11 protein-coding genes are annotated in these 15001 nt (G+C 59.4%); 9 read left to right on the forward strand and 2 right to left on the reverse strand.

All coding sequences use genetic code 11. From position 1 onward, the window contains the following. Together recO and pdxJ are read left to right on the forward strand one after the other, a co-directional pair. The gene (gene recO / locus AC13C0_RS15870) at positions 1-729 is read left to right on the forward strand and encodes a DNA repair protein RecO (RefSeq protein WP_117619806.1); all 729 of its coding nucleotides are present in this window, start codon (positions 1-3) and stop codon (positions 727-729) included. Beyond that, positions 719-1459, forward strand: a complete 741-nt coding sequence (gene pdxJ / locus AC13C0_RS15875) for a pyridoxine 5'-phosphate synthase (protein ID WP_341581430.1) — start codon at positions 719-721, stop codon at positions 1457-1459. The genes recO and pdxJ overlap by 11 nt, the downstream gene beginning before the upstream one ends. On the opposite strand, the gene AC13C0_RS15880 is transcribed toward pdxJ, so the two are convergent. Next, the gene (locus AC13C0_RS15880; protein ID WP_117619808.1) at positions 1460-4336 is read right to left on the reverse strand and encodes an ATP-binding protein; all 2877 of its coding nucleotides are present in this window, start codon (positions 4334-4336) and stop codon (positions 1460-1462) included. Between the two features lie 226 nt (positions 4337-4562). Between AC13C0_RS15880 and cysM the strand changes: the two genes are divergently transcribed. The 5 genes from cysM to AC13C0_RS15905 all read left to right on the forward strand — a co-directional run bounded on the left by cysM (position 4563) and on the right by AC13C0_RS15905 (position 10462). Beyond that, a complete protein-coding gene (gene cysM / locus AC13C0_RS15885) occupies positions 4563-5456 on the forward strand; it encodes a cysteine synthase CysM (RefSeq protein WP_117619809.1) in 894 nt (297 codons plus the stop codon). 26 nt (positions 5457-5482) lie between these two features. Next, complete coding sequence (rlmD, locus tag AC13C0_RS15890) at positions 5483-6832, forward strand: 23S rRNA (uracil(1939)-C(5))-methyltransferase RlmD (protein ID WP_117619810.1); 1350 nt, start codon at positions 5483-5485, stop codon at positions 6830-6832. Between the two features lie 57 nt (positions 6833-6889). Then, complete coding sequence (relA, locus tag AC13C0_RS15895; RefSeq protein ID WP_117619811.1) at positions 6890-9127, forward strand: GTP diphosphokinase; 2238 nt, start codon at positions 6890-6892, stop codon at positions 9125-9127. After that, positions 9124-9981, forward strand: a complete 858-nt coding sequence (gene mazG / locus AC13C0_RS15900) for a nucleoside triphosphate pyrophosphohydrolase (RefSeq protein WP_341581431.1) — start codon at positions 9124-9126, stop codon at positions 9979-9981. The genes relA and mazG overlap by 4 nt, the downstream gene beginning before the upstream one ends. A 136-nt stretch (positions 9982-10117) precedes the next feature. Continuing rightward, positions 10118-10462, forward strand: a complete 345-nt coding sequence (locus AC13C0_RS15905) for a pilin assembly protein (RefSeq protein WP_117619813.1) — start codon at positions 10118-10120, stop codon at positions 10460-10462. 25 nt (positions 10463-10487) lie between these two features. Here the strand turns inward: AC13C0_RS15905 and AC13C0_RS15910 are convergent, their stop codons facing one another. Then, complete coding sequence (locus AC13C0_RS15910; RefSeq protein WP_117619814.1) at positions 10488-10727, reverse strand: hypothetical protein; 240 nt, start codon at positions 10725-10727, stop codon at positions 10488-10490. Positions 10728-10831: 104 nt separating this feature from the next. Between AC13C0_RS15910 and ppc the strand changes: the two genes are divergently transcribed. Then, on the forward strand, positions 10832-13477 hold the full coding sequence (gene ppc / locus AC13C0_RS15915) for a phosphoenolpyruvate carboxylase (RefSeq protein ID WP_341581432.1): 2646 nt from the start codon (positions 10832-10834) through the stop codon (positions 13475-13477). Between the two features lie 59 nt (positions 13478-13536). Then, positions 13537-14907 carry an HDOD domain-containing protein gene (locus AC13C0_RS15920; protein ID WP_117619816.1) on the forward strand — a complete coding sequence of 457 codons (1371 nt, stop codon included), beginning with the start codon at positions 13537-13539 and terminating at the stop codon, positions 14905-14907. Positions 14908-15001: the final 94 nt, after the last annotated feature.

A 15001-nucleotide genomic window follows, 5' to 3' on the forward strand; every position in this document is an offset into this window, starting at 1 on the left:
ATGACAGGGCCTGAGTTGCAGGAGCCCGCCTATGTCCTTCACCGCCGCCCATGGCGGGAAACCAGCCTTATGGTTGATGTGTTCACCCTGAATCACGGCCGTATGACCGTGATCGCCAGGGGCGCCAACAGCACCAAAAGTCCCCTGAAAGCCCAGCTCCAGCCGTTCCAGCCGTTGGTTATGAACTGGGTCGGTCGGGGCGACCTGAAAACGCTTACCGAGGTTGATGTGCGCAGTGGCCCGGCGTTGAGGCGGACTATTTCCCTGTACAGCGGACTTTACCTGAATGAGCTGCTGCAGCGGGTTCTTCCGGCTGCTGATCCACACCCGACCCTGTTTGCGGCCTATATCGATGCCATCGACCAGCTCTCCGGCACAACCGACGTCGAGCCGGTGCTCCGTCGGTTCGAACTGGCGTTTGCTTCGGCCCTGGGCTACGACTTTGCCTGGGATGTCGCCACTGACACGGGGCAATCCATCGAGGCCGGCCAGCAGTATTGTTATGATCCGGAACAGGGCATTGTGTCCGGGGGCTCGCCCGGAGTACGCCTGCAAAATCTGCCGGGGGACGTGTTATTGGCCCTGGCCCGGGAGGATTTCGAATCCGGCGCCTGCCGCCGGGTGTCCAAGCGGGTTATGCGCGTGCTCACCGACTACCTTCTGCAGGGGCGGCCCCTGAACAGTCGCAGCCTTTTCACTCACCTTCGGGGAGAATCACATGAATCCTAGAGTTTTGCTTGGCGTCAATATTGATCACGTTGCCACCCTCCGGCAGGCGAGGGGGACCCGGTATCCGGACCCGGTACAGGCGGCGCTGATGGCCGAGGAGGCGGGTGCTGATGGCATCACCATCCATCCGAGGGAAGACCGGCGCCATATCCAGGACCGGGACGTGCTGCTCCTGAAAGAAGTACTGCAGACCAGGATGAACCTTGAAATGGCCGTTACCGATGCCATGCTGGCGTTTGCCGAGCAGGTGCGGCCGGAGTGTGTTTGTCTGGTGCCTGAAAAGCGGGAAGAGCTGACCACCGAGGGCGGCCTCGATGTCGATGGCCAGGAAACCAGGGTGGCGAAGGCCTGTGAGCGCCTCGCCCGGATCGGCGCCGAGGTGTCACTTTTTATTGCTCCAGATCCGGTGCAAATTGATGCTGCGGTTCGCTGTGGCGCCCCGGTGGTGGAGCTGCATACGGGCGAATATGCGGAAGCCGGCACTGCCGAGGCCGAGGATGCCACCTTCAGGACTATCGCCGAGGCCGCCGCCTACGCGCGCAAGAAGGGGCTGATTGTGAATGCGGGCCATGGCCTGCACTATCACAACACCGAGCGGGTGGCGGCTATTCAGGGCATCAACGAGCTGAATATTGGCCATGCCATTATCGCCCGGGCCGTCTTTGCCGGCCTGAAAGAGGCTGTCCGCGACATGAAAGCCATTCTTGATCAGGCCCGGAGCCGGGCCTGATCAAGAGGTTTCAGCCGCCTGGTGCCGTTCGCGAAACAGCTGCTGCCAGTCGGTCTGTTCGCTCCAGATCTGCAGGCGCTCCATGGCGGAAAGCAGCTGGTCTTTCCGGTGTTCCAGATCGGGTGCGGAGCACTTGATGGCTGTTTCCAGCCGATTGGCCGCGGCCCGGAGTTCCGGAACACCGCAGTAGCGGGTAGCGCCATGGAGCTTGTGAACACACTCCAGCAGCTCATCCATGCTCTGATTTACCCAGAGTTCTGATACCCGCTCCAGATCTACGTGGACCTGCTCCAGCAGCATACTGAACAGTTCCTCGGCCAGGTCAGCTTTGCCAGCCGCCAACTGAATGCTCTCATCAACACTCACGCAGTCCTGTTGCATCTGGCGCGTTGACGGACGCAGGGCGCGGCGGGTGTCCCGGACTTCCGGTATCCGGGTGCGCCCCGGGCCGGCCATGCCCGGGCAGACATAGCCGGTGTACTCGTGAATAATTTCGGTGAGCTGGCTGCTGCTGATGGGTTTCGGCATATAGCCGTCGAATCCCTGCCTGGTCAGCCTTTGCTGTTCGTCGGCAAGAGCATGCGCTGTGAGCGCAATGATCGGCGTGCGGGGACTCCCGGTATCCATCTCCCGTAATCTGGCTGTCGTCTCCACGCCATCCATTCCAGGCATCTGAAGGTCCATGAATACCAGGTCGAAGGGTTTTTGTCTGGCCTTGCTGAGGGCTTCAAATCCGCTGGAGGCGCCTTCGGCTTCGAGCTGGCAGTCTTCGAGCAGGGTAAGGACCAGTTTCAGGTTGGCGTCGTTGTCATCCACGGCGAGTACCCTGGGTACGTTGCCAGTGGACAGCCGATGGCCGCCAGTTTCATATTCCACAGTGGTGCGTCCCGCCGAGTTGATGCCATGCACCAGAAGCAATAGCTCGTCGTACAGGGCGTCCCGGCACACCGGTTTGGTCAGGTGGCCACTGGCCAGCCCGGAGAGCGGGGTGTCATGGGTTTCGAGCGTTGGTGTCAGCAGCAGGGTCCGGCAATCCCGTTCGATTTCCAGGGTGCGTACAAGCCCGCAGTACTGGCTGGAATTGAGCAGATGGCGGGTAATACCAACGATGGCCGCGGCATAACCGGTCTGGCTTTTCTGGGCTTCCTCAATCTGCTCCTGCAGGGCACCCGGGGATTCCACCCGGTCAACCACCATGCCCCAGTCCCGTAACAGGTGTTCTACCGCCAGGCCCGTGGTCTTCTGTTGTTCAAGGTAGATAACCCGCTCACCTTGCAGCGCATCCCTCGGCGCGATGGCTTCACCACTGGTTGCCAGCTCCGATGTCAGGGTAAACCAGAAGGTTGAGCCCTTGCCCAGTTCGCTCTCAAGGCCGATCCTGCCGCCCATCTCCTCCACCAGCCGTTTGGAGATGGCCAGGCCGAGACCGGTACCGCCATACTGGCGGGCAGTGGACGCGTCTGCCTGGCTGAAGGCATTGAACAGGGACTGCTGCTGGGCCCGGGAAAGGCCCACGCCGGAATCGGAAATGCTCAGGCGGAGGGTGACCCGATTGGTGTCTTTCTCTTCTTCTTCCAGGCTTGCGCGGAGCACCACTTCACCCGTCTGGGTAAACTTGATGGCGTTATTCACCAGGTTGGTGATGACCTGTTTGACTCGCAACGGGTCGCCCATGATGTTGTCCGGCACATCGTTATAGACCAGAGGCACCAGGTCCAGGTTTTTGGCGTGGGCCGCGGGCGCGAGCATGACCATGACCTCTTCGACAATGTCCCTTAACTGGAAGGGTACACGGTCGAGTATCAGTTTGCCGGCCTCGATCTTGGAGAAGTCCAGAATGTCGTTGATGATGGTGAGCAGTATTTCAGAAGACTTGCGGATGGTGCTCAGATGGTCCCTCTGCTGCCTTGGCAGCGGGCTTTTCAGCAACAGTTCGGTGAAGCCGATAATGCCATTGAGGGGGGTGCGGATTTCGTGGGACATATTGGCCAGAAATTCCGACTTGATCCGGCTGGCTTCCAGGGCCTCCTTCCGTGCGAAGTCCAGTTCAATATTCTGGATCTCGATGGTTTCCAGGGTCTCACGCAGGTCCCCGGTAGCCTGGTCGACATTCTGCTGCATCTCGGCCTGGGCTTTGCTCAGCTCTTCAGCCATGGCATTGAGCCCGGATTCGAGCTGCTCGAATTCAGGGCCGGCTCCGGTATGGATACGGGTGTCCAGCCTTCCTTCCTTGAGTTTGGCAACGGCTGCATTCAGTTCAAACACCGGATTGGTGAAGGCCCGGCTGAGCCTCAGGGCAATCGCCATACTGAGGATGACGCCGCCCAGAACCAGCAGCAGGGAGATCAGCAGAGCCTTGTAGGTCTCCTTCTCGGTACGGATGTGGGACATCTCCACGACGACCCAGCCCAGGGGCTCCCGCAGGCCGGACATGGACTGGCGGGCATCCGGGTCCATCATGCTCTCGATCATCAGATCCTGAAGGAAGACGGGGGTAATAAAGCGGGTGCTGTTCTCCCGGGAAATTCGTGTGGCACGTTCGGCGGTCAGCTCTTCGCTGTTCACGGTCTCGGAACTGCCAGGCCCGGTATGCAGCAGTCGTGAGCCGTCACTGCCAAAGAAGGTGATTGAGCGGACATCCTGTTCTTCGAGAAGGGCATTGGAGAGATTGCTGAGCAGGCTCCGGTTAGCGGTGAACAAACCGTACTCCGACCCTGCCGCCAACTGGCGTGACAGAGATTCACCCCGGTCCCTGAGCAGACTCTCAATATCGGTGACCCAGCTGTAGGTGAAAAACAGCCCCAGCATCAAGGTGGTCAGAAGGGTGGGAACCAGGGTTACCACCAAAACTTTCTTGCGAATGCCCCAACGTCGCATACTGTGTTCCTGAATTATTGCTTTGTCCGCACGCAGGTGCGGAAAACTTCCCTGTTAAGAATAGATGATCCGGACGCGGATAACTGTGTTAATTCAGTCCCGGCAGCCCCGGAAAATCTCGTGGCGGATATAGCCACCGGTCATGGATATAGCAAGAAGCTGTATTGGGAGACCGGGGCGATAACGCGTATCATGCGAAGCCAAAAGTGTACCACAGGGTTATCATATGCATTTTCCCACCATTGAAGATTATGTCGGGCACACCCCTCTGGTTCGCCTGCAACGTCTCCCCGGTGAGACCAGCAACATCATTCTGGCCAAGCTGGAGGGTAACAACCCCGCCGGCTCGGTAAAGGATCGCCCGGCCATCAGCATGATCCAGGAGGCGGAGCGCCGCGGTGAAATCAAGCCGGGCGATACTCTGATTGAGGCGACCAGTGGCAATACCGGCATAGCCCTTGCGATGGCGGCAGCGATCAAGGGCTACCGTATGGTGCTGATTATGCCCGCCAACATGAGTGAGGAGCGCCGGGCCTCCATGCGGGCCTATGGCGCAGAGATTGTCACGGTTACCAAAGAAGAGGGCATGGAAGCCGCCCGGGACCTGGCCCTCAGGATGGAAGCCGAGGGCAAGGGTAAGGTGCTGGACCAGTTCAGTAACCAGGATAATCCACTGGCGCATTACCGCACGACCGGACCCGAAATCTGGGAGCAGACCGAAGGGCGTGTCACGCACTTTGTCAGCTCGATGGGCACCACTGGCACCATCATGGGCGTTTCCCGGTATCTCAAGGAGCGCAACCCTGATATCCGCATTATCGGTCTGCAGCCGAAAGAGGGCGCCTCGATCCCCGGAATCCGGCGCTGGCCCGAGGCCTACCTGCCGAAAATCTACGATGCCACTCGGGTGGACCAGGTGCTGGACATCGGGCAGGAAGAAGCCGAGACCACCATGCGGGCCCTGGCCTCCGAAGAGGGTATCTTTTGCGGGGTATCCTCGGGCGGGTCCATTGCCGCCGCCCTGAAACTGTCACAACAGGTTGAAAATGCCATCATCGTAGCCATTATCTGTGATCGCGGTGATCGCTACCTGTCGACTGGCGTGTTTCCCGGCGCCTGAATCCGTTTTTACCAAGAGACCCGAATATGAGCAGACGACGCAGGAAGGCTCTTCCCAAAGAGCCTGTGCGCTGTGACATTGAATCCCTGAGCCACGACGGCCGGGGGATCGCCCGTCAGGACGGCAAAATCCAGTTTGTGGATGGCGCCCTGCCCGGGGAGACGGTGATCGCCAAAGTGGTGTCCAGCCGCAGCAAATTTGATGAACTGCGCGCCGAACAGGTGTTGGAAGCCGCGCCGGAGCGCCAGGCACCGCCCTGCGAGTTCGCCGACCTGTGCGGGGGCTGCAGCCTTCAGCACATGAGTGGCGATGCCCAGATCCGGTTCAAGGAAACTACCCTGCGTGAACATTTTGCCCACTTCGGGGGCATTGAACCCGAAGAGTGGATCGAACCCCTGCGCTCGGAAAGCAGCCTGGGTTATCGCCGTAAGGCGCGCCTGGGGGTCCGTTACGTGAAGGCCCGGGAATCCGTTCTGGTGGGTTTCCGGGAGAAGCGCAACAGCTTCCTGACCGACATTGATCGCTGCGCAGTGCTGGATCCGCGCATTGGAGAGCGGGTGCTGCCACTGCGCGACATGCTCCACGACCTGGACGCCTACAACCGGATTGCCCAGGTGGAAGTGGCCTGTGGTGATGATGTGGCTGTGATGGTTTTCCGAAACATGGATGAGCTCTCGGCGGGTGACCGGGAAAAACTCATTGCCTTTGGTCAGGCCCACGATTTGCATATTTACCTGCAACCCAAGGGGCCGGATACCGTGCACCGGATCTGGCCTGAATCTGCTGGCCGGGATGACGAACGTCTGAGCTACCGGCTGGAAGAATTCAAACTGACCATGAAATTTCATCCCATGGACTTTACCCAGGTCAATGCAGGCATCAACCGGGCGATGGTACACAGGGCTGTCGAGTGGCTGGATGTGCAGCCAGAGGAGCGGGTGCTGGATCTGTTTTGCGGCCTTGGCAACTTCACCCTGCCGCTGGCCAGGAAGGGTGGCCAGGTTGTTGGCGTGGAAGGCGATGAGACCATGGTCGTCCGTGGTCGGGAAAACGCGGAACTAAACGGTCTGGATAATGTCGCTTTTCACGGCGCCGATCTGCATGGGGATTTCACGGGACAAAGTTGGGCAAAGGAAGGGTTCGACAAGATCCTGATTGATCCGCCCCGTTCCGGTGCCGAAGAAATCTGCACGTACCTGACGGCATTCGGGGCCCGGAGGATTGTCTATGTGTCCTGCAATCCGGCCACCCTGGCGCGGGATGCGGGGGTGATGGTGCGCAACGGCTATCGTCTGGTGCGCGCGGGTGTGATGGACATGTTTCCCCACACCACCCATGTGGAATCCATCGCGCTGTTCGAGCGGGATTCCGGCTGAAGATGTCGTGGGCCGTCAGGGATGGCTGCGGGAACCATCAGGAACAACAAGACTGATATGGTAAAAGTTCGCGAAGACTACGCAATGACCGGCGACGGCCAGGTGGATATTGAGGGCTGGGTACACCAGATTGCCTCGCAAACACATCTGGACGACGTTAACCAGTTCCGGCGAGCCTGCGAAAAGGCGGCTGAGATTGATCTGCAGGCGTTCCGGGAAGATCGCCTGTGGGCGCCCGGTTCCAGCAGTTTCCGTATCGGTATTGAAATGGCCCAGGTGCTGGCGGAACTGCATCTGGACCAGGCCAGTCTGGTGGCCGCGATTCTGTATCGGTCCGTTCGTGAGGAACGGGTTCCGCTTGAAGACATCCGCAAGGAATTTGGCGATGAGGTCGCAGGCCTGATCAATGGCGTTCAGCAAATGGCGGCGATTTCCTCCATTCATCACCCGCTCAAGGGCAATGTGCTGGGGCAGAGTGAAGGCCAGCTGGACAACGTTCGCAAGATGCTCGTTACCATGATCGATGACGTGCGCGTTGCCCTGATCAAGCTCGCGGAGCGGACCTGCGCCATCCGGGCCGTCAAGAATGGCACCGAAGAGAAGCGCATGCGCGTTGCCCGGGAAGTGTTCGACATCTATTCGCCGCTTGCCCATCGTCTTGGCATAGGCCACATCAAATGGGAGCTGGAGGACCTGTCCTTCCGCTACCTGCACGGGTCCGCCTACAAAAAGATTGCCAGGCTGCTTGATGAAAAGCGCCTTGACCGGGACGGCTACATAAGGCAGGTAATTAAGACCCTCCAGACGGAACTGAAAGCCTTCGGAATTGAGGGCGAACTTTCGGGCCGGGCCAAGCACATCTACAGCATCTGGCGGAAAATGCGGCGCAAGGGTATCGACTTTTCCCAGGTGTACGATGTCCGTGCTGTGCGAATCCTGGTGCCGGAAGTACGGGACTGCTATGCCGCGCTCGGGATCGTTCATACCCTGTGGCGCCATATCCCCAACGAGTTCGATGACTATATTGCCAATCCCAAGGAAAACGGTTACCAGTCGCTGCACACGGCGGTGATCGGGCCGGAAGGCAAGGTCATGGAGGTCCAGATCCGTACCCACAAGATGCACGAGGAAGCGGAGCTGGGTGTGTGCGCCCATTGGTTGTACAAGGGCACGGACAAAAGCAACAAGTCCACCGGTTACGATGCCAAGATCAACTGGCTGCGCCAGGTTCTTGAATGGCAGGAAGAGCTTGGCGACCTGTCCGGGCTGGCGGACCATCTGAAGTCCGATGTGACATCGGACCGGGTGTATGTATTCACCCCCGAGGGCCATGTGGTGGATCTGCCCCAGGGTGCGACCCCGGTGGATTTCGCCTATCGGGTCCATACTGAAATCGGCCACGCCTGTCGGGGAGCGCGGGTGAACAGTCGTATCGTGCCGCTGACCTATCCGCTGAAAACCGGGGATCAGGTGTTTGTCCTGACCTCCAATAACCCGGCCCCCAGTCGTGACTGGCTGAACCCGAGCCTCGGCTATATCCAGACGTCCCGGGCCCGGGCCAAGGTAACGCACTGGTTCAAGCAACAGGATCGCGGCCGCAATATCATTGATGGCCGGGCCATCCTTGAGGACGAATTCGGGCGCCTGTCGCTTTACGATGTGGATCTCGGCGAGCTGGCAGAGAAAGTGAACTACCACAGCGCCGAGGACATGTTTGCCGCGGTTGGTGCCGGCGACCTGCGCCCGACTCATGTGGCCAACGTGGCCCAGCAGATGCTGGAGCCGAAATCCGGGCAACTGGACCTCAAGCTCAGCACCCAGCGGCGCAGGCCTTACGACACTGAATCCGATATCCAGATTGTCGGCGTAGGCAAGCTGAAGACCCAGGTGGCAAAATGCTGCAAACCCTTGCCCGGGGATGCCATTGGCGGCTACATCACCGTGGGTCGGGGGGTAACCGTGCACCGTCAGGATTGCCTGACATTCCTGAATCTGCAGGAGTTTGAACCGAACCGGATAATCGAGGTGAGCTGGGGCGGCCGACCGGCGGCTGTCTATCCGGTGGACATCGAGATTGAAGCCTACGACCGGTCCGGATTGCTGCGGGACATCACCCAGGTGCTGTCCTCGTCCAGGAGTGATGTGCTGGCGCTGAATACCCTGAGTAACAAGGATGAAAATACGGCCACCATGTTGTTGACGGTAGAGATTTCCAGTCTGGAGCAGTTGGCTCGACTGCTGGCGAAGATCCGTAACCTGCCCAATGTCATTGATGTAAGGCGTAAGCGCGGATGAGCTACACTATTGATGACCTGAAAACCCTCATGGCCCGGCTCCGGGACCCGGAGACCGGCTGCCCATGGGACACCTGGCAAACCTACAAGACCATTGTGCCTCATACCCTTGAGGAGGCCTACGAAGTCGCCGATGCCATTGAGCGCGAGAATTACCCGCATCTGAAGGATGAATTGGGTGACCTGCTGTTCCAGGTGATCTTCTACGCCCAGATTGGTCGGGAAGACGGGCATTTCGACTTTGATGGTGTGGTTGATCACCTGGTTCGGAAACTGGTGCGTCGGCACCCCCACGTCTTTCCCGAGGGCACCCTGGAAAGCCGTATCGACCCGGATCACCGGCCGGATGAAGCCTGGATCAGGGAAAGCTGGGAGCGCATCAAAGCGGAAGAGCGGGCACTGGCCTCCACCCCGGAGACTAACGAGCAATCCAGCCGGCTTGACGGCATTGCCCGAACCCTGCCGGCCATGGCCCGGGCTGAAAAGCTCCAGAAGCGGGCGGCCCGGCACGGTTTTGACTGGCCGGATACCGGACCGGTCTTCGACAAGCTCCACGAGGAAATCGACGAGCTCAAGGAAGCATGGGAGGCGGCGCAAACTGGCGCTGGCGATCCAGACGCCGTTGAAGATGAACTGGGTGATCTTCTTTTCGTCTGCGTGAACCTGGCACGGTTCATGAGGGTCAATCCTGAGCAGGCCCTCAATCGAACCAACCACAAGTTCGATGCCCGCTTCCGGGCGATTGAACGTGTGCTTGAACGAGAGGGCCGCGACATGGGCGAAGAATCACTGGAGGCGCTGGATGCCGTCTGGCAGGCGGTTAAAGGCGTGGAGCGGGGAGGGAACGGATGCTGAATCCGGCCGATCGGTAAGTACAATCCGTTACCAATTTTCCCGCCCCCGGACCGACGGCTTCGTCTACACTTCCGGAAACGGATGCACGGTTTTCGTGCGCCGTGCGCCATCAATAAGATGCAGGAGTGAAGGCACCATGAAAATCAAAGATCTGGTCAATTACTGGGACAAGCATGCTCGTGGTCGGCTTACCCGGGACGCCTATTTCATGGCGTTATCTGACCAGCATCACAAGCGCCTCGAAAAGCTCGCAGCGCTTTATCCAATGAAGTCGCCCCAGGACCTGATGCGGGATCTGATTTCCGCAGCACTGGACGAGATGGAAACCAGTTTTCCCTATGTTCAGGGAACCCGGGTGGTGGCTTATGACGAGGACGGTTTTGAGATCTACGAAGATCAGGGCCTGACTCCGAAGTTTGTCAGCCTGAGCCAGAAGCACATTCAGCGCCTCAAGGCCCGTCAGCTGGAATCAGTAGCCTGACGGGCAGCCCGCTGCCCGTCGATACTTACTTTTCCTTTTCCTTTCCCTCCAGCCTGTCCTTCAGCGGGCTCTGGCGAACCAGATCGTCCAGGGCCGCACCAATCATATCGTTCAGGATATCGCTCTCACTGCGGTCCGGGTATAGCTCGGCCAGTGTAGCCACCCGTGCCGCATCCTCCAGTGGAAGGCGCAAATTGTAATCGTGAGTGCGCTCCACGGGCTCTTTTTGCTTTTCCCAGTGTTTGGGCAGATCAGTAACCTTCATGATGACTCCTTGCAGCTACAGGCTTGAATCGCCAATAGACTTTCTCGACTGTTCCTTAGTATCGTAAGTTTACTTTGCCTCCGTCAATTCAAAAGGACGCCAATGTGACTGAGCTACATCCGGATCTCAGAGAAAACGTGCGAATGTTGGGCGAGCTGCTGGGCCAGAGCATACGACGACACCCCGGGCAGGATTGTTATGAGCTGATCGAGGAAATCCGGGCCGCTGCCAAAGCGGACCGCCTGCACGAAAGCGGCTCTGGCCAGCGGCTGGTGAGCTTGCTGGGTAAGCTGCGCGATGACGAACTCCTGCCGGTTACCCGGGCCTTCAACCAGTTTCTCAACCTCGCCAACCTGGCCGAGCAGTACCATGGTATAAGGCGAAAACGGGGGCATCAGTCTGATCTGATGGTTGAATCCCTGGGTGAGGTCTTCGATCGGCTGAAAACCGGAGGTGTCAGCCCGGAGGAACTCCACCAGCGGGTTGCCGATCTGCGGATCGAGTTTGTGCTGACCGCTCACCCCACCGAAGTGGCCCGCCGCACACTGATCATGAAATACGACGAAATGTCGGATTGCCTGGCGAGGCTGGATCACGAGGACCTGATGCCCGCGGAGAGCGAGGAAATTGCCAACCGCCTGTCCCAGCTGGTTACGGAAGCCTGGCATACCGACGAGATTCGCCATGAGCGGCCAACGGCCGTGGATGAAGCCAAATGGGGTTTTGCGGTGATCGAGAACAGCCTCTGGCAGGCGTTACCACAGTTTCTGAGAAGCCTCGACACTTCTTTGCAGGAGGCTACGGATAGAGGGCTGCCCTTGCAGGCGTCTCCTATCCGGATTGCGTCCTGGATGGGGGGAGACCGCGATGGCAATCCCAACGTGACCCATAAAGTGACCCGCAAGGTTTTCCTGCTGGGCCGCTGGATGGCAGCGGATCTCTATCTTCGGGATATTCAGGCGCTGCGGGCCGAACTGTCCATGTGGCAGGCGAGCGATGAGCTCAAGGCAGTTGCCGGTGATTCCCGGGAACCCTATCGCCATGTCCTCGCCGAACTCCGTGACTGGCTGATTAAAACCCGTGACTGGGCCGAGGCGAGCGTTAACGGCGAACCGGCAGATGCCACCGGTATTCTGTTCGAGAACGAGGACTTTACCGGGCCCCTGGAGCTTTGTTACCGGTCTCTGGTCGATTGCGGCCTGGAGACGATTGCCAACGGCCCGCTGCTGGACACCATTCGCCGGGCACACACCTTCGGCCTGCCACTGATTCGGCTGGATATTCGCCAGGAAGCGGCCCGTCACGCCGAAGCCGTTGCAGAAATGGTGGATTATGTCGGTCTGGGGGATTACCTGTCCTGGTCTGAACAGGAGCGTCAGTCGTTTCTGGTGCAGGAGCTCCAGGGTCGGCGGCCACTGGTACCCCGCAACTGGGAACCCTCGGAGTCGGTTGGGGAGGTACTTGCCACCTGCGAAGTCGTAGCCCAGCAAACGCCCCAGGCTCTGGGCTCCTATGTGATTTCCATGGCCAGCAAGCCTTCCGATGTGCTCAGCGTCATTCTGCTGCTGCGGGAATCGGGAATGAAGTACCCGATGCGTGTGGTGCCCCTGTTTGAAACCCTGGACGACCTGCGTGGTGCCCCTGAGAGCATGGCTGCGCTGTATGAGGTGGAGTGGTATCGGGAGTATTGCCAGGGCCGCCAGGAAGTCATGATTGGTTACTCCGATTCCTCCAAGGATGCCGGTCAGCTCATGGCCGCCTGGGCGCAGTATCAGGCCCAGGAAAAGCTCACCCACGTTGCAAGCCAGTATGGTGTGCATCTCACTCTGTTCCACGGCCGCGGTGGCACCGTGGGCCGAGGTGGTGGCCCGGCCAACCGGGCCATCCTGTCCCAGCCGCCGGGTTCGGTAAACGGCAGTTTCCGGATTACCGAGCAGGGTGAAATGATCCGTTTCAAGTTCGGTTTGCCCAGGCTGGCGGTGCAGAGCCTGACGCTCTACACCACGGCGGTTATTGAAGCGACCCTGGCGCCGCCGCCGAAGCCGGAGGACAGCTGGCGGGAAACCATGGACTGGCTCACGGAGCGCTCCCTGAAGGCCTATCGGGATGTGGTCCGTGAGAATCCGGACTTTGTACCTTATTTTCGCCAGGTAACGCCGGAGCAGGCGTTGGGAAAACTGGCACTTGGAAGCCGGCCGGCGCGAAGAAAGGCGACCGGCGGCGTGGAAAGCCTGCGGGCCATTCCCTGGATTTTCGCCTGGACCCAGATGCGGCTGATGCTGCCCAGCTGGCTGGGCAGTGATGTGGCGCTGGAAGAGGCGGCACGGGATAACCGGCTCCCGGTCCTCAGGGATATGATGCATGGCTGGCCTTTCTTCCGCACCTATGTGGATATGCTGGAGATGGTGCTGGCCAAGGCAGATTTGCGCATCGCCAGCTATTATGAGCAGACGTTGCTGGACGATGACAAACTCAAGGCCCTCGGGAAAAGCCTGAGAATACGGCTTCAGGGCTGCATTCAGCGGCTTCTGGAGCTCAAGGAGCAGAACGACTTGCTGGAAGGTGAGCCGGTGTTCGCGCATTCCATGCGGGTGCGTAATCCCTACACGGATCCTTTGCATTATCTGCAGGCCGAGTTGCTCCGACGTGACCGGGAAAGTGAAGGCAAGGGCGAAGTGCCGGAGTTGGTGGAGCGTGCCCTGAAAGTCACGATGGCTGGCATCTCGGCCGGCATGCGCAACACCGGCTAAAAAGTGCTGGAAAGAGGCCGGGTAGCTCGGCCACTGACGCTGGATAACAGGAGTAAGCTGTGGCACTGGCTGCACGATTGGAGCGTTTTCTTGCCCGCAAGGGTATTGGTTTTCAGGAGTTGCCGATTGACCCGGTAACCAGCCTGGATTCAGCGGTTATTGCCTCGGGGCTCCCCCAGGCCGATTTTATCCAGGCCACACTGCTGATTGATATCAGCGGTGTGGTGATGGCCGTTCACAAATTTGACAGCTCCCTTGACCCGGATGCGGTCTACCAGTTGACCGGTCGCCGATTGCAGCCCCTGACCGCCCGCCAGACCATGCGCCTGTTCGGGGACTGCGACCCGGGGTTCACACCGCCCATTGGCCAGGCTTATGAGCTTCCGGTGGTGGTGGATGAAGATGTCGCCAAGGCCGAGCGGGTGCTTTTCTCCAGCGGTACCGATCACTCGCTGATGGAGATGGATGGCCGGTCCCTCAGGTTGGCGCTTGCGGGTGCCAGAGAAGGGCATCTGGTAATCCGCGGGCCGGGCAACGGCAACCGTGAGGCGCTGACCCTGGAGGAAGTGGCCGACAAACTCCAGAAACTCTACCGCCTGCCACCGATGCCGGCCCTTGCGCTGCGCATTCTCCGGCTGACCGCAAATACCGAAGCCACCGCTCGCGAGCTGGCCGAGCTCATCGAGTTTGACCCGAGTCTGACGGCCCAGGTTATGCGCTATGCCCGATCGGCCCTGTTCAACTACCCGGGCCAGATCAATTCCGTACAGGAGGCCGTTACCCGGGTACTCGGTTTCGACCGCGTGGCCCATATCGCCTTGGGCATCGCGTCGGTCCGGGCGTTCGACGTGCCTCGTCAGGGTCTGCTGGGTATGGACAATTTCTGGCGCCACTCACTGTATTGCGCGTTCCTGTGCCAGAGTATTGCACCCAGGTGCGGTGCTGAAAAAGGCCTTGGCTATCTCTGCGGGTTGCTCCACAACTTCGGCCTGTTGCTGGTGGGGCACCTGTTTCCCGCTGAATTTGATGAGCTTAATCAGCTCCGTGAAGCCAACCCTGAAGCCAGTATGCATTCCATTGAGCAGCAGGTATTCGGCCAGGGGGACGGACAGGAAATTCTTGCTGTGGGCCATGGTGCCATTGGCGGGATTCTCCATCGTTTGTGGCAACTGCCGGACCCCGTGATCAAGGCAGCTGGTATCCATCAGCAGCCCGGCTATCACGGAGAGCATGAAAATTACGTGTTGATGGTGCAGCTGTCGAATGCCTTGCTCAAGGAGCGTGGGATTGGTGATGAATTCAATCCCGACGATGTGCCAGCGCTGGTAGAGGGGCTGGGGCTGCAGCCAAATGTACTGGATGAACTCACGGCAGAAATGGATCGGGTAGCTCCGGATCTGGACGCCCTGGCCAGCTCCCTGTCATCCTGACACCCTGGCGTTGTTTGCGGGGAAATGCGCACTTCCGGTGCATGATACGGAGGTCGACTTTCTCTGACGTGGCTGACTTCGTATAATGCGCCCT

Source organism: Marinobacter sp. B-21, assembly GCF_056857895.1.

Excerpts from the sequence above, each read along its gene's own strand:
- cysM (WP_117619809.1), top strand. The coding sequence starts at position 4,563 with ATGCATTTTCCCACCATTGAAGATTATGTCGGGCACACCCCTCTGGTT.
- rlmD (WP_117619810.1), top strand. The coding sequence starts at position 5,483 with ATGAGCAGACGACGCAGGAAGGCTCTTCCCAAAGAGCCTGTGCGCTGT.
- mazG (WP_341581431.1), top strand. The coding sequence starts at position 9,124 with ATGAGCTACACTATTGATGACCTGAAAACCCTCATGGCCCGGCTCCGG.
- recO (WP_117619806.1), top strand. The coding sequence starts at position 1 with ATGACAGGGCCTGAGTTGCAGGAGCCCGCCTATGTCCTTCACCGCCGC.
- AC13C0_RS15880 (WP_117619808.1), bottom strand. The coding sequence starts at position 4,336 with ATGCGACGTTGGGGCATTCGCAAGAAAGTTTTGGTGGTAACCCTGGTT.
- AC13C0_RS15910 (WP_117619814.1), bottom strand. The coding sequence starts at position 10,727 with ATGAAGGTTACTGATCTGCCCAAACACTGGGAAAAGCAAAAAGAGCCC.
- AC13C0_RS15905 (WP_117619813.1), top strand. The coding sequence starts at position 10,118 with ATGAAAATCAAAGATCTGGTCAATTACTGGGACAAGCATGCTCGTGGT.
- pdxJ (WP_341581430.1), top strand. The coding sequence starts at position 719 with ATGAATCCTAGAGTTTTGCTTGGCGTCAATATTGATCACGTTGCCACC.
- relA (WP_117619811.1), top strand. The coding sequence starts at position 6,890 with ATGGTAAAAGTTCGCGAAGACTACGCAATGACCGGCGACGGCCAGGTG.